The sequence below is a fragment of the Streptomyces sp. MB09-02B genome (assembly GCF_033794485.1).
Taxonomy (GTDB): domain Bacteria; phylum Actinomycetota; class Actinomycetes; order Streptomycetales; family Streptomycetaceae; genus Streptomyces.
Genome location: NZ_JARGEE010000002.1, coordinates 46,013 through 62,010 on the forward strand (window position 1 = coordinate 46,013; position 15,998 = coordinate 62,010).

Consider the following 15,998-nt stretch of genomic DNA (forward strand, 5'->3'; position numbering starts at 1 on the left):
GTGAAACATCCGTCCAAGCGCTGTCCACTTGTGCACGACATGGCCAAAACGGCGCACGTCGACGGCAAACCGGTGGACGCCAGGGGTGTACGTCGGACAGCCTGACCTGCGTGCCGACACCTTCCCCCCTCCCTCTGCCCATCCGCCGTCTGACGCCTCGCGATCTCGCTGCCTGCGCCGACCTGTCCGAGGACCGGGGCTGGCCTCGCGAGGAACACAAGTGGGGGCTGCTGCTGTCGGCAGGCACCGGGTATGGCGTCGATGACCCCGAGGGCGGCCTGGTCACCGCGTGCGTAGTCACCGAATACGGCCCAGTAGGCCGCCCGGATCTAGGGGCAATCGGCATGGTGCTGGTCGCGGAGCGGCATGCCCGCCAGGGCATCGGCCGCCGCCTGATGCGCCATGTCCTCGCGGAGATGGGCACGACACCACTGACGCTGCACGCCACCCCGCACGGACGGCCGCTCTACGAGGAGCTGGGCTTCAAGGTCACCGGACGGGCCGAGATGGTGCGCGGGCACTTCACGGCAACGGGTCCGGACCCTGCGGTTTCCACTCGCCCGGCCACAGCCGAGGATCTCACCACGATCCTTCGGCTCGACGAAGAGGTCTTCGGCACGGACCGCACCCATGTCCTTACCCGGCTTCCCGCCTTCGCCGACCAGCTGCGCGTCGCGGAGGAGAACGGCCGGATCATCGGATACGCGGCGGCCTGGCCCAATCTGAACGACCAGGTCGTCGGTCCACTGATCGCCCGTGACGCGGAGGTGGCGAAGGCGCTCATCGCTTCCCTCGCCTCCCGCACGGACCGGCCGTTGCGCACCGACATCGACGTTCGCCACGAGGAGCTGCTGACGTGGGTGAAGGACCACGGGCTGGCGTCGATCGCCTTCAACTCCGTGATGACGTACGGGATCTCCGAGCTGCCGGGTGACTGGGCCAGGCGCTACGCGCCGCTGACCGTGGCAGCGGGCTGAGGCTGGTACCGAGCGATCTCGTCCAGCAGGCTGTCAGTGGTGGGCAGGCGCCCGCTGAGCGTCCACCCCCACAGTTCCCGCTACACCCATGTCCCCGAGGCGGGTTTGCGACTCCTCGCGGCAGCACGCCCCACCAATGCCGCCGCCCTGCACGAGGCCCTGGACTCCGCCGCCGAGGACTCCGAACTGGCCCCGCTCGTCCACGTCGTGGAGTCCCTGAACGTGTCCGCGTAAGGTGCGGGCATGGGAGATCTGGACATTCGCCCGGCGACCGAGGACGACGTCCCGGAGATCGTCGCGATGCTGGCCGACGACCCCCTGGGCGCGCAACGCGAGTCACCGGACGACCTGGCCCCCTACCTCACCGCCCTGAAGCGTCTTCGTGGCGATCCCCACCAGCACGTGGTGGTCGCCGTGCGTCAGGGCCGTGTCGTCGGGACGCTCCAGCTGACGATCGTTCCGGGACTCTCCCGACGTGCCTCCACCCGCGCGATCATCGAAGGCGTACGAGTGCACACCGACGAGCGCGGCAGCGGCCTCGGTACACGGCTCATCGAGTGGGCGATCGACTCGTCGAGAGCTCAGGGCTGTCAGTTGGTGCAGCTGACATCCGATGTGGCGCGCACCGAAGCCCATCGCTTCTACGAGCGGCTCGGCTTCGAAGCCACCCACGTGGGTTTCAAACTGCCGCTCTGAACAGCGCCCCCCGTAGGACTGTGGAGTCCTGTTTCACGTGAAACATCGCACGCCGCCGACCCCCGCAGCAGTAGAACCGTGTCTACGCGATCCCCCGCCACCCCTCGGGATCCACTCCACCGGGCACCGGAGCCCCCTCGTCGTACGGCTGACGCGTGAACACGAAGGATCCGAGGTCCAGGTGACTGACGGCTCCGTCGGGCCCTCTTACGGCCCGCAGGAGCTCTCCGGCGAAGTAGCCGTTGAGCCCCGTCCAGCTGCCATCGTCCTCGCGCCGGAAGCGAGCACCGCGCAGGGTGGCGGCGAGCGGCTCCAGCGAAAGACCTCCCTCGGCGGCAAGCCGCAGCACGAAGCTGTATGTCCCCCAGTACCAAGGTCCGACCAACTCCAGGGTCGAGCGGTCCACTTCGGTCAGCGGCCGCCACGGCTCGGGGATCAGCGGCTCGGCCTCCGCCACGATGCGTACGAGGTCGGCAGCCACCTCCGACACCACCGGCCCGGAGGTGCAGTTGGTCAGCACGACGGCTGCCACGTCGTCCTCGACGCTGATGGTGAGCTGGGCGAGGAAGCCGGGGACCGAGCCTCCGTGACCGACGAGGAACCGGCCGTTGCGGTGCTGCAGCTGCATCCCGAGCCCGTACGCCGCTCCGGCCGCCACATCGGCGGCCTCCCCCGGCGCGGCCGGCGTCCGCATCTCCTGGACCGACTCCGCACTCAGCACTCGCTCGTCCCCCTTTGCCAGGAAGACCGCGAAGCGAGCCAAGTCACCTGCTGTGGACCAGAGTTGACCGGCAGGACCCATGCGTCCCAGGTCCTCGACCTGCTCCGGCAGCATCACGTCCGCCCACGGGTGCACGGCCCAGCCACCGGCGTGCGGCGCCTCCGGGTGCCATGTCGTGCGGCGCAGGCCGAGGGGTTCGAGCACCTCTCGTCGCAGGACCTCTTCCCAGGGTGCACCTCGCAGTTGCTCGACGAGCGCGCCGAGGAGCGTGAAGCCGGGGTTGGAGTAGTGGAAGCGACGGCCCACAGGATGGCGATGGGGCTGCTCCCCCAGAACATCGGCGAGCTCCGGACGCAGGGCCCCCGGGGTGCGCTCCCACCAGGGTGAAGGGGTCTCCGCCGCCAGCCCTCCGGTGTGCGCGAGCAGGTCGGCGATGGTCGCCTCCCCCGCCCCGGTGCCCGGCAGATGCTTCTCCAGCGGGTCACCGAGGTCCAGTGCGCCCTCGTCACGCAGCCGCATGACCAGCACGGCGGTGAACGTCTTGGTGATCGAGCCGATCCGGTACTGCACGTTCGCGTCCGGCCCATGCCCGTCCACCGAGGTCCGCGCCCCGTTCCACACCGTCTCCCCGCCCCGGACCACCGCGGCGACCAGAGACGGCGCCCGCCCCTCGGTCTGAGCGATGGCAATGCGGTGCAACAGCGCCCGGCGCGTGGCGGGAAGCAGTTCTTCTTGAGGTGTTGTCATGCGCTCAGTCCACCGGGCCCCGCACCGGGAGTCGAGCGCATTTAGCCGGGTCAGGTCTGTGCCATGTCCACGAACCGCGAGTAGTGGCCCTGGAAGGCGACCGTGATCGTGGCCGTCGGACCGTTACGGTGCTTGCCCACGATGATGTCGGCCTCGCCGGCGCGCGGCGACTCCTTCTCGTAGGCGTCCTCGCGATGCAACAGGATCACCATGTCCGCGTCCTGCTCGATCGATCCCGACTCACGCAGGTCGGAGACCATGGGCTTCTTGTCCGTACGCTGCTCGGGGCCACGGTTGAGCTGCGACAGGGCGATCACCGGCAGCTCCAGCTCCTTGGCCAGCAGCTTCAGGTTTCGCGACATGTCCGAGACTTCCTGCTGGCGGCTCTCGGACCGCTTGCCGCCGGACTGCATCAGCTGCAGGTAGTCGATGATGACGAGCTTCAGGTCGTTGCGCTGCTTCAAGCGCCGGCACTTGGCGCGGATCTCCATCATCGACAGGTTGGGGGAGTCGTCGATGTAGAGCGGCGCAGCCGACACGTCGGGCATCCTGCGGGCCAGCCGCGTCCAGTCCTCGTCCGTCATCGTGCCGGACCGCATGTGGTGAAGGGCCACGCGCGCCTCGGCCGAGAGCAGACGCATCGCGATCTCGTTGCGCCCCATCTCGAGCGAGAAAATCACGCTCGGCATGTTGTGCTTGATCGAACAAGCGCGCGCGAAGTCCAGCGCCAGCGTGGACTTACCCATGGCGGGACGGGCCGCGATGATGATCATCTGGCCCGGGTGCAGACCGTTGGTGAGCTGGTCGAGGTCTGTGAAGCCGGTCGGCACTCCGGTCATCTCCCCCGACCGAGAACCGATCGCCTCGATCTCGTCGAGTGCGCCCTCCATGATGTCGCCGAGCGGCAGATAGTCCTCGGTCGTGCGCTGCTCGGTGACCGCGAAGATCTCGGCCTGGGCCCTGTTGACGATCTCATCCACGTCGTCGTCGGCCGCGTATCCCATCTGGGTGATGCGGGTTCCGGCCTCGACGAGGCGGCGCAGGACGGCGCGCTCGTGGACGATCTCCGCGTAGTACTCGGCGTTCGCCGCCGTCGGAACCGTCTGGACGAGCGTGTGCAAATAGGAGGCGCCGCCCACCTTGGTGATCTCGCCGCGCTTGGTGAGTTCGGCGGCGATGGTGATGGGGTCGGCGGGCTCGCCCTTGGCATAGACGTCGAGGATCGCCTGGTAGATGGTTTCGTGCGCCGGCTTGTAGAAGTCGGGACCCTTGAGGATCTCGACCACGTCGGCGATGGCGTCCTTGGACAGCAGCATGCCGCCGAGGACGGACTGCTCGGCGTCGAGGTCCTGCGGCGGTACGCGTTCGAAGGCCGAACCCCCGCCCTCCCACTCCCCGTTGTCCCGGCCCCGGTCGTGCCGCTCGTCCCTGCTCCGGTCGCCGTCCGGACGCCGGCGGGAAGGGGGCAGACGATCACTGGGGCCGCTGTCGGCCCACGGGTCGTCCAGGGGCTCGGAAATGCTCACCGAGCGACCTCCTCCCGTCCGCCGAGCGGACCTCGCCGTGCTTCTCATTTCTACGGCACGACACTGACAAATGAGAGGCCCAACTCCGGTTCTGGCGCGTCGGTTTTGCGAGGTTTTCCGTGATCAGCCAGGGAGTGGGCGCCGCACCACCGTAGGCCCGTCGGCACCGTCAGCCAATCTGGTTATCCACAGGCCATGTGGACGACGGGCCAGATGCTGTGGAGAACTCCGCAAAACCTGTGCACGACTCGGTGGACAGGCCTGTGAACAAGACCCGAGCTACGCGTCCACGGGCACCATGACCTGCACCTTTGCCATCCACGGGCTGTGCAGAAGAAAAACTTTCCCGACCGGATCAAGATCACCTCGATCGGTACACAAGAACACGCCCCATCCGCCGATATGTAACAGTCACAAGCGCATTGCATCTCTTACCTGTGGAAGATTAGATTGGTGCTCATGACACAGGCTTCCGCGACCACCAAGGCCACCCGGCGCCGACACGATCGAGAGATCGTCACCCTTGCCGTTCCGGCCTTCGGCGCGCTCGTCGCGGAGCCGCTCTTCCTCATGGTCGACACCGCCGTCGTCGGCCACCTCGGCACCGCGCAACTGGCCGGTCTCGGTGTCGCCTCAGCCCTCCTCGTCACCGCGGTGAGCGTCTTCGTCTTCCTCGCCTACGCCACCACGGCAGCCGTCGCCCGCCGCGTCGGAGCCGGAGATCTGCGGGCCGCCATCCGCCAGGGCGTGGACGGTATCTGGCTCGCCCTGTTGCTGGGAGCGGCCGTCGTCGCCGTTGTCGTTCCCACGGCCCCCACCCTCGTAGCCCTTTTCGGAGCCTCGGACACGGCGGCTCCCTACGCCACGACCTATCTGCAGATCTCGGCGCTCGGCATCCCGGCCATGCTCGTCGTGCTCGCCGCCTCAGGTGTCCTGCGTGGTCTCCAGGACACGAAGACACCTCTGTACGTCGCCGTGGCGGGCTTCGTGGCCAACGGCGCCTTGAACGCGGGCCTCGTCTACGGGGCCGACCTGGGTATCGCAGGGTCCGCCTGGGGAACGGTCATCGCTCAACTCGGCATGGCTGCCGCCTACCTGGGGGTCGTGATCCGTGGCGCCCGCAGGCACGACGCCTCACTGCGTCCGGACGTCGCCGGCATACGAGCCTCGGCTCAGGCGGGGGTGCCTCTACTGGTCCGCACGCTCTCGCTGCGAGCGATCCTCATGATCGCCACCGCGGTGGCGGCCCGGCTCGGGGACGAGGACATCGCAGCCCACCAGATCATCCTCTCGCTCTGGACTCTGCTCGCCTTCGCCCTGGATGCGATCGCCATCGCCGGGCAGGCCATCATCGGCCGCTACCTCGGCGCGGGTGACGCCCAAGGAGCCCGCGATGCCTGCCGCCGGATGGTGCAGTGGGGAGTAGCCACAGGTTCCCTGCTCGGCCTCCTGGTGGTTGCCGCCCGCCCCTTGTTCATCCCGCTCTTCACCAGCGATCCGACGGTCCAGAAGGCGGCGCTGCCCGCTCTGATCGTGGTGGCCCTCGCCCAGCCGATCTCCGGTGTCGTCTTCGTACTCGACGGAGTACTGATGGGCGCGGGGGACGGCCCCTACCTCGCCCGGGCCATGCTCCTGACCTTGGCGGTCTTCGTCCCGGCCGCGCTGCTCGTCCCCACCTTCGGCGGTGGTCTGACCGCCCTCTGGGGCGCCATGACGCTGATGATGGCAACCCGCATGTCGACCCTGTGGCTGCGATCCCGGTCCGGGCTCTGGATCGTCACCGGAGCGACGCGCTGAGCGTTCGGGCGATCCCGCGGCGAGAACGCGGTGAAGCTCGCGCCGTTTCACGTGAAACATCGCCGCGACAAGCATGTGGGGCCGCACCCCTTCGCAGGGTGCGGCCCCATACACCGCTTCAGCGAGCGCGACCCTTAGGCCGCGATGACCTCGATGTTGACCTTGGCGGCAACCTCGGGGTGCAGACGCACGGACGTCTCATGAGCGCCCAGCGTCTTGATCGGAGCACCCAGCTCGATGCGGCGCTTGTCGACCTCGGGGCCACCGGAAGCCTTGATCGCGGAAGCGATGTCGGCCGGGGTGACGGAACCGAAAAGACGACCGGCGTCGCCGGAGCGGACAGCCAGACGGACCTTGACGGCCTCGAGCTGACCCTTGATCTGGTTGGCCTGCTCGATGGTCTGGATCTCGTGGATCTTGCGAGCGCGACGGATCTGCTCGACGTCCTTCTCGCCACCCTTGGTCCAACGGATCGCGAACTTCCGCGGGATCAGGTAGTTGCGAGCGTAGCCGTCCTTGACGTCGACGACGTCGCCAGCAGCGCCGAGGCCGGAAACCTCGTGGGTGAGGATGATCTTCATGTGTCGGTCACCCTTCCCTTATCGCGCGGTGGACGTGTAGGGCAGCAGCGCCATCTCACGGCTGTTCTTGACGGCCGTGGCGACGTCACGCTGGTGCTGCGTGCAGTTGCCGGTCACGCGGCGGGCACGGATCTTGCCGCGGTCGGAAATGAACTTCCGCAGCATGTTCGTGTCCTTGTAGTCCACGTACGTGACCTTGTCCTTGCAGAAAGCGCAGACCTTTTTCTTCGGCTTGCGCACAGGCGGCTTCGCCATGGTGTTTCTCCTGTGTGATCAAGAAGTTTGGGGTGCGGCCCCGCCCTCGACCTCGACGACCGGTGCTCCGGCCTCGCAGGCTTAGAAGGGGGGCTCGTCCGAGTAGCCGCCACCGCCGCCGCCGCCGGAGCTTCCGCCCCAGCCGCCGCCACCGCCGCCGCCCTGGTTGCCACTGGCGGGAGCGCCGCTGGCCCACGGGTCGTCAGCGGGAGCGCCGCCGCCCTGCTGGCCGCCACCGGGGCCTCCGCCCCAGCCACCGCCACCCTGGCCGCCACCACTACCGCCGCCATAACCGCCCTGGCCACCGCGGCCGCCTCCGGCGGTCTTGGTCACCTTGGCCGTGGCACTGCGCAGGCTGGCGCCGACTTCCTCGACGTCCAGCTCGTAGACCGTGCGCTTGACGCCCTCACGGTCCTCGTAGGACCGCTGCTTCAGCCGGCCCTGCACGATGACGCGCATGCCTCGCTGGAGCGACTCGGCGACGTTCTCCGCCGCCTGACGCCAGACCGAGCAGGTCAGGAACAGGCTCTCGCCGTCCTTCCACTCGTTGGTCTGACGGTCGAAGGTGCGCGGGGTGGACGCGACACGGAACTTCGCGACCGCCGCACCGGAAGGGGTGAAGCGCAGCTCGGGGTCGTCGACAAGATTGCCGACGACCGTGATGACGGTCTCGCCTGCCATGGGGAACCTCTCGGCGGGTTTGCTGCTCTGGCTGCTTGGTTGCTGCTACTCGAATCCCGAGATCAGCTGAGCGGGACGCTCAGTGGGTCTCGGGGCGGAGGACCTTGGTCCGGAGGACCGACTCGTTCAGGTTCATCTGGCGGTCGAGCTCCTTGACGACCGCAGGCTCGGCCTGCAGGTCGATGACCGAGTAGATGCCCTCAGGCTTCTTCTTGATCTCGTACGAGAGACGACGACGGCCCCAGGTGTCGACCTTCTCGACCTTTCCGTTGCCCTCACGGACGACGGAGAGGAAGTTCTCGATCAGGGGGGCGACGGCGCGCTCCTCCAGATCGGGGTCGAGGATGACCATCACCTCGTAGTGACGCATGTAGAACCCACCTCCTTTGGACTCAGCGGCCACGGTCGTTCCGTGGCAGGAGGGTTGTGATGCGTACGCAACGGTATCGGCAGCCACTGACAATCTGGGTCCCCGAGAGGGGGTTCCTGTCATGGCCTGGGCAGACACCGGTGCAGACGGTACAGACTACCCGCACACCCGCTTCCGGTTGAAATCCGGTGGTGGTGACCGTCAATCTGTACACATCGGGTGTGTATGGCGCTACGATGCGCCGTTTTCCGCAGGAGGTGCCCCATGGCACAGACATTGCGACCCAACATCGCCGGCTCCCTGTTCGCCACCGACGACAAGCCCCACCCCGTGCAGGACACCCTGCTCGCCGTGACGCTCGTACTCGGGGCGGTCTCGTTCATCACGGCGATGTTCCACCACCTGCACCTGCTCAGTTCCTGGACGGGCCTGGTGGGGATTCTGACCGGCGCATACGGACAGTTCATCTCGGAGACGACCCGTGAGCGCTTCGGCCTGATCGTGGGTCTCGGTGCCTCGGCCGTCGGATTCTTCCTCGGCATGGCCCACGGAGGTCTCTTCGGCGGGATCATCGGCTGACTCCGCGACTCCCGTCGAGCGGTCGGCGGACTGTGCCCCATGCTGTCCGTGGTCTCACATCGGACCAAGCGGCCGAATAACACCACCTGACGTCCTGACCATGTGCTGGGCGGGCTCCAGGTGCCATACAGCCATTCGGGGCGCCCGCAGGGCGCAGTAGGCTTCGGCGCGAGAGCCGGAGCCCCTGTACCCATGGGGACACACCAGCCCGAGGAGCGCCCCGAATGAGCCTGACCCTGAGGACGATCAGCCGTGAGCAGCATCTGGCATACATCCAGAGCCTGCCCTCGGCTAGCCACATGCAGGTCCCGGCCTGGGCCGACGTCAAGGCCGAGTGGCGCTCCGAGAGCCTCGGGTGGTTCGACGACAAGACCGGCGAGATGGTGGGCGCCGGCCTGGTGCTGTACCGCCAGCTGCCCAAGATCAAGCGCTACCTCGCGTATCTGCCCGAGGGTCCGGTCATCAACTGGTTCGCTCCGAACCTCACCGACTGGCTGGAGCCGATGCTCGCGCATCTGAAGCACCAGGGCGCCTTCTCGGTGAAGATGGGCCCGCCGGTGATCATCCGGCGCTGGGAGGCCACCTCCATCAAGGCGGGCATCCAGAACCCGGACGTGAAGCGCCTGCGCGACATCGAGGCCGACTTCATCGAGCCGCGGGCCTTCGAGGTCGCCGACAAGCTGCGCCGCATGGGCTGGCAGCAGGGAGAGGACGGCGGAGCCGGCTTCGGTGACGTGCAGCCGCGGTACGTCTATCAGGTGCCGCTCGCCAACCGGTCCCTGGAAGAGGTCCACAAGAACTTCAACCAGCTGTGGCGCCGCAACATCAAGAAGGCCGAAAAGGCCGGGGTCGAGGTCGTCCAGGGCGGCTACCACGACCTGGAGGAGTGGCAGCGGCTCTACGAGATCACGGCCGTGCGCGACCGCTTCCGGCCCCGCCCGCTGTCGTACTTCCAGCGCATGTGGACGGCTCTCAACACCGAGGACCCCAACCGCATGCGGCTCTATTTCGCCCGGCACAACGGCGTGAACCTGTCCGCGGCGACCATGCTCGTCGTCGGCGGACACGTCTGGTACTCCTACGGGGCCTCGGACAACATCGGCCGCGAGGTCCGGCCCTCGAACGCGATGCAGTGGCGCATGCTGCGCGACGCCTACGCCCTCGGCGCCACCGTCTACGACCTGCGAGGCATCTCCGACTCGCTGGACGAGACGGATCACCTCTTCGGCCTGATCCAGTTCAAGGTGGGCACGGGCGGACAGGCCGCCGAATACCTCGGTGAGTGGGACTTCCCGCTGAACAAGTTGCTCCACAAGGCGCTCGACATCTACATGTCGCGCCGCTGACGCCCCCGTTTTTGCTTCCATACCTCTGATACACCGCAGCCACGAGAAAGGTTCCGGGACCGTCCATGGCGCTCACGCTGTACGTCGACACCGCGCGCTGGCGGGCACACCACAAGCACGTTCAGGAGCAGTTCCCGGGACTCGTCCCCGTCTGCAAGGGCAACGGCTACGGCTTCGGGCACGAGAAGCTGGCGGAAGAGGCCACGCGTCTCGGGTCGGACATCCTCGCCGTCGGCACCACGTACGAGGCCGCCCGGATCAAGGACTGGTTCAGCGGTGACCTGCTGGTGCTGACGCCCTACCGGCGCGCTGAGGAGCCCGTCCCCCTGCCCGACCGCGTCATCCGCTCCGTGTCGTCGGTCGACGGCGTGTACGGCCTCGTGGGCGCCCGGGTCGTCATCGAGGTCATGTCCTCGATGAAGCGGCACGGGGTGAGCGAGCAGGAACTGCCCCAGCTGCACGCGGCCATAGAGAACGTGCGTCTGGAGGGCTTCGCCATCCACCTGCCGCTGGACCGCACCGACGGCTCGGACGCCGTCGAGGAGGTCATCGGCTGGATGGACCGGCTGCGGGCTGCCCGCCTGCCACTGCACACCATGTTCGTCAGCCACCTCAAGTCCGAGGACCTCATCCGCCTCCAACAGCAGTTCCCGCAGACCCGCTTCCGGGCCCGCATCGGCACCCGGCTGTGGCTGGGCGACCACGAGGCGACCGAGTACCGCGGTGCCGTGCTGGACGTCACGCGCGTCGCCAAGGGCGACCGTTTCGGCTACCGGCAGCAGAAGGCGGCCTCCGACGGCTTCCTGGTGGTCGTGGCCGGCGGTACGTCGCACGGAGTGGGCTTGGAGGCCCCGAAGGCACTGCACGGTGTCATGCCGCGCGCCAAGGGCGTCGCCCGCGCGGGTCTCGCCACGGTCAACCGGAACCTTTCTCCGTTCGTCTGGGGCGGCAAGCAGCGCTGGTTCGCCGAGCCGCCCCACATGCAGGTGTCGATCCTTTTCGTGCCGTCGGACGCCCCGGAGCCCAAGGTCGGCGAGGAACTGGTGGCCCATCTGCGACACACCACCACGCAGTTCGACCGGATCGTCGACCGCTGAGCCCCTGTCCCGAAGGACGGGAACACCGAACGCGTCAGCCCGCGAGGACACGCGGAAGGCCGTACACGAGATTTCGTGTACGGCCTTCGCGTTGTTCCTGGGGCGCCCTCCGGCCTGTTCGCTCAGAGCGAACCACCCCCTGGGCCACGACTGCCCCATTCCACCTGAGGCCCTTCGAAGGGCATCGCGTGCCTCGGGGGATGAGCGGCCGCGCCGAACACGTGGAGATCCTCCGCGCCGTCGAGCACTCCTCCGGAGGGATCGTCGTCACCGGCCCTGCGCACCACGTCGCGCTCGGGCATGAAGATGTCGCACACGACGACGACGCACAGGTAGAGCGTGCCCAACAGGTGCGCCATGATGGCGAGTTGGTACCCCTCGGCAGGCAGGCCCTTGTGAGCGTCGCCGCTGGTCGTGTACGCGAGGTACATCCAGATCCCCAGGAAGTAGGCCACCTCGCAGGCCTGCCAGATCAGGAAGTCCCGCCAGCGGGGCCGGGCCAGGGCGGCGAGCGGAACCAGCCAGAGCACGTACTGCGGCGAGTAGACCTTGTTGGTGAGGATGAAGGCCGCGACGATCAGGAAGGCGAGCTGCGCGAAGCGCGGGCGGCGCGGGGCGGTGAGCGTGAGCGCGACGATGCCTGTACAGACGATCACCATCGAGACCATCGCGTACGCGTTTGCCGTCTCGGCGGTGATCTGGATGTTGAGCCGCTGCGAGACGACAAGGAAGAAGGAACCGAAGTCCACACCACGCTCCTGGCTGAAGCGGTAGAACTTCGACCATCCGTCGGGTGCCAGCAGCATCACCGGAAGGTTCACCGCGAGCCATGCCCCGACGGCACCGAGCAGCGCGGTCGCGAACGCGCGCCACTTGCCCGCTCGCCAACACAGCACGAAGAGGGGTCCGAGCACGAGAAACGGGTAGAACTTGGCGGCCGTCGCGAGCCCGATCAGCACGCCGAAGGCGAGCGGCCGCCGACGCGACCACATCAGCATCGCGGCGGCCAGCAGGGCGACCGCGAGGAGGTCCCAGTTGATGGTGGCAGTCAGCGCGAAAGCGGGCGCCAGCGCCACCAGAAGGCCGTCCCACGGGCGTCGGCGGTGAATGCGCGCGCAGCAGACCGCGATGACCGCCGCACACGCCATCAGCATCCCGGCGTTGACCATCCAGTACCACTGCTCCTGGTCCTGGATGGTGCCGCTGCCCGGGGTGAGCCAGGCGGCGACCTCCATGAACACGCCGGTCAGTACCGGGTACTCCAGGTACTCCATGTCGCCAGGGATCTTGTCGAAGTACGGCACGAGGCCGTCCGCGAACCCACGCCCCTGGTAGAGATGCGGAATGTCCGAGTAGCAGGCGTGCGTGTACTGGGAGCTGGCTCCGAAGAACCAGGCGCCGTCGTAGCAGGGCAGCTTCTGCACCATGCCGAGCGCGAACATGCCGATGGCCACCAGTGCGACGACCCGTACCGGCGTCCACCAGGACGTGCCGAGCAGCGCCCGGCGCCCGATCGGTCCGCCGATCAGCTCACTGCCGGTCGAAGCGACCTCGTCCTCCTTGGTGGGCCGCACCGGCTCCGGCTCGTCCGTGCTCACTCGCGTCGTCTCTGCACTGGGCATGCCGCACATCCTGCCGTACGCACCTAGGGATACGCCGAGGAGCACAGCATCCCGTCGTATCCGGCGGCCTATGTTTCACGTGAAACATAGGCCGCCACCGCATCGGGTTCTACTAGGGACACGGCGAGGGCCACCGCACCCGATCGGTGCGGTGGCCCATGTTTCACGTGAAACAGATGCTGCCGGGCGGGGAGCTACCCGTCGTTGCCTCCGAAGAGCCCCCCGTTCTGATTGCCTCTCGAATCATCCTCTGACTCTGAAGGTGACGCGGTCACCCCGCCGTCGATTCCACCGGTATCCGTGCCACCCGTGTCGGTGCCACCGGTCTCCTCACAGGTGGGATTGAACGGGTTGCGGCAGGGCTCACTGGGTGTCGGCGAGGGCAGAGGCTCGCTCTCGGACGGCGTCGGACTCGGCTCGGGCGACTCCTCCTCCGACTCGGTCACCGTCGGGGTCGGCGTCGGGTCCGGATCATCGTTGATGATCACGCCGATCGGGTCCGGCTCCGGGAAGTCCTCCGCCGGCTGGCCCTTGAGCGCGTCCTCCATGTAGTCGTGCCAGATCTCGGCCGGGAACGAGGCACCGTGGATCGTCTTCTGGCCGCCCGTGCCGTACATCTCCAGGAACTTGCGGTTCTTGTTCGACTCGTCGTCGTCCATGCGGTACATGCTGATCGCCGTCGACAACTGGGGGGTGTACCCGACGAACCAGGCCGACTTGTTGCCGTCGGTGGTGCCGGTCTTGCCCGCCACCTCGCGGCCGGTCAGCTGAGCCGACGTACCGGTTCCCTCCTCGACGACGGTCTTGAGGACGTCGGTCACGTTGTCGGCGACCTCCGTCGTGAAGGCCCGCTTGGTATCGGCGATGTCGTCGTGCTTGAACCTGGTCAGCCCCTCGTACTCGACGCTCTTGACCGAGAACGGTTCGTTCTGCTTGCCGCTGGCGGCGAAGGTCGCGTACGAACCCGCCATGCGGATCGCGCTCGGGTCCGAGATACCGATCGAGAAGGACGGGAAGCCCGTGCCGGTCAGGCTGCCTTCCTTGAGGCCTGCCTCCATGGCCGCCTCCTTCACCCGGTCCAGACCGACGTCCATGCCCAGCTGGACGTAGGGGGAGTTCGCCGAGACCCTCATCGCCTCACGGAGATCGATCTGGTACTTCGGCGGGCTGCCGTACGACTCGTCGCCGTCGTTGGCCTGCAGCCACTCCTTGCCCTCTTCGTTGGTCCAGATGTCGCCGTTGTAGTCCCTGATCTTGAGGTTGTTCTTCCCGCTGTAGAGGCTCTTCGGCGAGACGATGGTCCGCTCGTCCTGCGCCTGGTCGGGATCGAGGCCAGGGTCGCGCTTGCCCCAGGTCATGGCCGCCGCCAGGACGTAGGGCTTGAACACCGAGCCGACCTGCGCTCCGGTGACGTCGGCGTTGTTGGTGAAGTGCTTGGTCGCGTCCACGCCACCGTAGATCGCCTCGATGGCACCCGACTTCGGGTTCACCGACGCGCCACCGAACTGCACATGGGTGTCGGTCTTCGGACGCAGGTCCGGATCGATGTTCTCCTTGCGGACCTTCGTCACGGCCTTCTCGAGTTCCTTGACCTTCTTCCTGTCAAAGGTCGTGTGGATCTCGTAGCCGCCCTGCTCGAGCTGCTTCTGCGTGATGTCGGTGTTGTTGAGGATGTAGCCCTTGGCCGTGTCGACCAGGTAACCGATCTGGCCGCCGAGCTGTGCGTTCGAGCGGGGGGGCTGGATCTTGGGGAAGTTGGGGTACTTGGCCTTCTCGGCCGCGGACAGATGCTTGTCCTTGACCATCTCGTTGAGGATCCAGCCCCAGCGTTCCGTGGCCCGCTTGGTGTTCGCCTCCGACGAGGCGGCCGGGTCGATCGACGTCGCACCTGCCGGGTCGTAGTACGTGGCGCCCTTGAGAACCGCCGCGAGGAAGGCGCACTGGCTCGGGTTGAGCTTCTCCGCGTCCTTGCCGAAGTAGGTGCGGGCAGCCGCCTGGAGACCATAGGCGCCACGGCCGAAGTAGGCCGTGTTCAGGTAGCCGCGCATGATCTCGTCCTTGTCGACGGAGGCGCCCACCTTCACCGAGATGAAGAGTTCCTTCACCTTCCGGGACAGCGTCTGCGACTGGTCCTCGAGCATGGCGTTCTTCACGTACTGCTGGGTGATGGTGGAACCACCCTGCGTCTGACCGCCCTTGGCCATGTTGACGACGGCGCGGGCGATACCCATCGGGTCGACGCCGCTGTCGGTCTCGAACGTCTTGTTCTCGGCCGACATGACAGCGTGACGCATCGCCTTGGGGATCTTCTCGTACGCGATGATCTGGCGGTTGACCTCGCCACCCGTCGCGACCATCTGCGAGCCGTCCGACCAGTAGTAGACGTTGTTCTGCGCCGTCGCGGCCTGAGCCGGGTCGGGTACCGCAACCACCGCGTACCCGATGCCCGCAGCCGCCACGAGGCAGCCGAAGAAGCCGATGAACAGCCCTGTCACCTGGCGCCACGAGGGCACCCACCGCATCGCCCCGTACCTGCCGGCACGCGGGTAGTCGATAAAGCGCTGTTTTCCGGGTGGAACGGCGCGCCCTCGGCCACGACCCGGCCCACGGCCCGCGGGCTCGGCCGCTCTACGACGACCACCGCCCGGACCCACGCCGGTACTTCTCTGCGCCGCACGTCGAGTCGCGGCGCGGCCCTCGTACGGGGACTCCTCACCTCCCGCACCATAGGTTTCGGAAAGTGACCCGGTGGCGCCCCGCGGTGCAGCGCGGCGGCCGGAGGACGCCGACTGGCCGCGTCGGGCCGCGGCACGTCCGCCTCCCTGCGGCTGCGGCGGTTTGCGACGGTGCTCGCTCATCGAACGACTACTCCTCGGGCAGGCGCACCCGTGCGCGCCTGGAAACGGCGGCTGGTTTCCGGTCCCCCCGAAGTACGGATGCGGTCGTGTTGGCATTCATCCGTACCGCACCCAGGACGACGACGTGCTCAAACGTCACTCGGTT

Annotated in this window: 14 protein-coding genes and 1 pseudogene; 7 read left to right on the forward strand and 8 right to left on the reverse strand. The window is 67.4% G+C overall.

Features of this window, described 5'->3' with window-relative positions; translation table 11 throughout:
• Nucleotides 1-110: 110 nt before the first annotated feature.
• The 3 genes and pseudogenes from P1P70_RS00710 (at nt 111) to P1P70_RS00720 (ending at nt 1,673) form a co-directional block, all read left to right on the forward strand.
• Nucleotides 111-977, forward strand: a complete 867-nt coding sequence (locus P1P70_RS00710; RefSeq protein WP_319233633.1) for a GNAT family N-acetyltransferase — start codon at nt 111-113, stop codon at nt 975-977.
• Nucleotides 978-1,058: 81 nt separating this feature from the next.
• Nucleotides 1,059-1,211 (forward strand): annotated as a pseudogene (locus P1P70_RS00715) (MarR family transcriptional regulator); the annotation flags it as partial.
• A gap of 9 nt (nt 1,212-1,220) precedes the next feature.
• Nucleotides 1,221-1,673, forward strand: a complete 453-nt coding sequence (locus P1P70_RS00720; RefSeq protein WP_319233634.1) for a GNAT family N-acetyltransferase — start codon at nt 1,221-1,223, stop codon at nt 1,671-1,673.
• Between the two features lie 82 nt (nt 1,674-1,755).
• On the opposite strand, the gene P1P70_RS00725 is transcribed toward P1P70_RS00720, so the two are convergent.
• Together P1P70_RS00725 and dnaB are read right to left on the reverse strand one after the other, a co-directional pair.
• Complete coding sequence (locus P1P70_RS00725) at nt 1,756-3,141, reverse strand: serine hydrolase domain-containing protein (RefSeq protein WP_319233636.1); 1,386 nt, start codon at nt 3,139-3,141, stop codon at nt 1,756-1,758.
• Nucleotides 3,142-3,191: 50 nt separating this feature from the next.
• Complete coding sequence (dnaB, locus tag P1P70_RS00730; protein ID WP_319233637.1) at nt 3,192-4,667, reverse strand: replicative DNA helicase; 1,476 nt, start codon at nt 4,665-4,667, stop codon at nt 3,192-3,194.
• Between the two features lie 453 nt (nt 4,668-5,120).
• Between dnaB and P1P70_RS00735 the strand changes: the two genes are divergently transcribed.
• Complete coding sequence (locus P1P70_RS00735; RefSeq protein ID WP_319233639.1) at nt 5,121-6,464, forward strand: MATE family efflux transporter; 1,344 nt, start codon at nt 5,121-5,123, stop codon at nt 6,462-6,464.
• Nucleotides 6,465-6,598: 134 nt separating this feature from the next.
• On the opposite strand, the gene rplI is transcribed toward P1P70_RS00735, so the two are convergent.
• From rplI to rpsF, 4 genes are all read right to left on the reverse strand, one after another.
• Nucleotides 6,599-7,045 (reverse strand): 50S ribosomal protein L9, encoded by a 447-nt coding sequence (gene rplI / locus P1P70_RS00740; protein ID WP_045558490.1) that lies wholly within the window; start codon nt 7,043-7,045, stop codon nt 6,599-6,601.
• A gap of 18 nt (nt 7,046-7,063) precedes the next feature.
• Nucleotides 7,064-7,300 (reverse strand): 30S ribosomal protein S18, encoded by a 237-nt coding sequence (gene rpsR / locus P1P70_RS00745; RefSeq protein WP_003949403.1) that lies wholly within the window; start codon nt 7,298-7,300, stop codon nt 7,064-7,066.
• 81 nt (nt 7,301-7,381) lie between these two features.
• Entirely contained in the window at nt 7,382-7,981 is a 600-nt protein-coding gene (locus tag P1P70_RS00750) for a single-stranded DNA-binding protein (RefSeq protein WP_319233641.1), read from the reverse strand.
• A 79-nt stretch (nt 7,982-8,060) separates the two neighbouring features.
• Nucleotides 8,061-8,351 (reverse strand): 30S ribosomal protein S6, encoded by a 291-nt coding sequence (gene rpsF / locus P1P70_RS00755; RefSeq protein ID WP_005482942.1) that lies wholly within the window; start codon nt 8,349-8,351, stop codon nt 8,061-8,063.
• 264 nt (nt 8,352-8,615) lie between these two features.
• Between rpsF and P1P70_RS00760 the strand changes: the two genes are divergently transcribed.
• From P1P70_RS00760 to P1P70_RS00770, 3 genes are all read left to right on the forward strand, one after another.
• Nucleotides 8,616-8,930 carry a hypothetical protein gene (locus P1P70_RS00760; RefSeq protein WP_319233643.1) on the forward strand — a complete coding sequence of 105 codons (315 nt, stop codon included), beginning with the start codon at nt 8,616-8,618 and terminating at the stop codon, nt 8,928-8,930.
• Between the two features lie 224 nt (nt 8,931-9,154).
• Nucleotides 9,155-10,276: a peptidoglycan bridge formation glycyltransferase FemX gene (gene femX / locus P1P70_RS00765; RefSeq protein ID WP_033530671.1), complete on the forward strand. Its 1,122-nt coding sequence runs from the start codon at nt 9,155-9,157 to the stop codon at nt 10,274-10,276.
• Between the two features lie 65 nt (nt 10,277-10,341).
• On the forward strand, nt 10,342-11,373 hold the full coding sequence (locus P1P70_RS00770; RefSeq protein WP_033530670.1) for an alanine racemase: 1,032 nt from the start codon (nt 10,342-10,344) through the stop codon (nt 11,371-11,373).
• Nucleotides 11,374-11,495: 122 nt separating this feature from the next.
• On the opposite strand, the gene P1P70_RS00775 is transcribed toward P1P70_RS00770, so the two are convergent.
• Entirely contained in the window at nt 11,496-12,995 is a 1,500-nt protein-coding gene (locus tag P1P70_RS00775) for a glycosyltransferase family 87 protein (RefSeq protein ID WP_319233645.1), read from the reverse strand.
• Between the two features lie 194 nt (nt 12,996-13,189).
• Nucleotides 13,190-15,853, reverse strand: coding sequence for a transglycosylase domain-containing protein (locus P1P70_RS00780; RefSeq protein ID WP_319233646.1), 2,664 nt, complete (start codon nt 15,851-15,853; stop codon nt 13,190-13,192).
• Between the last annotated feature and the right edge of the window lie 145 nt (nt 15,854-15,998).

Excerpts from the sequence above, each read along its gene's own strand:
- P1P70_RS00720 (WP_319233634.1), top strand. The coding sequence starts at position 1,221 with ATGGGAGATCTGGACATTCGCCCGGCGACCGAGGACGACGTCCCGGAG.
- P1P70_RS00725 (WP_319233636.1), bottom strand. The coding sequence starts at position 3,141 with ATGACAACACCTCAAGAAGAACTGCTTCCCGCCACGCGCCGGGCGCTG.
- rplI (WP_045558490.1), bottom strand. The coding sequence starts at position 7,045 with ATGAAGATCATCCTCACCCACGAGGTTTCCGGCCTCGGCGCTGCTGGC.
- rpsR (WP_003949403.1), bottom strand. The coding sequence starts at position 7,300 with ATGGCGAAGCCGCCTGTGCGCAAGCCGAAGAAAAAGGTCTGCGCTTTC.
- P1P70_RS00750 (WP_319233641.1), bottom strand. The coding sequence starts at position 7,981 with ATGGCAGGCGAGACCGTCATCACGGTCGTCGGCAATCTTGTCGACGAC.
- rpsF (WP_005482942.1), bottom strand. The coding sequence starts at position 8,351 with ATGCGTCACTACGAGGTGATGGTCATCCTCGACCCCGATCTGGAGGAG.
- P1P70_RS00760 (WP_319233643.1), top strand. The coding sequence starts at position 8,616 with ATGGCACAGACATTGCGACCCAACATCGCCGGCTCCCTGTTCGCCACC.
- femX (WP_033530671.1), top strand. The coding sequence starts at position 9,155 with ATGAGCCTGACCCTGAGGACGATCAGCCGTGAGCAGCATCTGGCATAC.
- P1P70_RS00770 (WP_033530670.1), top strand. The coding sequence starts at position 10,342 with ATGGCGCTCACGCTGTACGTCGACACCGCGCGCTGGCGGGCACACCAC.
- P1P70_RS00775 (WP_319233645.1), bottom strand. The coding sequence starts at position 12,995 with ATGCCCAGTGCAGAGACGACGCGAGTGAGCACGGACGAGCCGGAGCCG.
- P1P70_RS00780 (WP_319233646.1), bottom strand. The coding sequence starts at position 15,853 with ATGAGCGAGCACCGTCGCAAACCGCCGCAGCCGCAGGGAGGCGGACGT.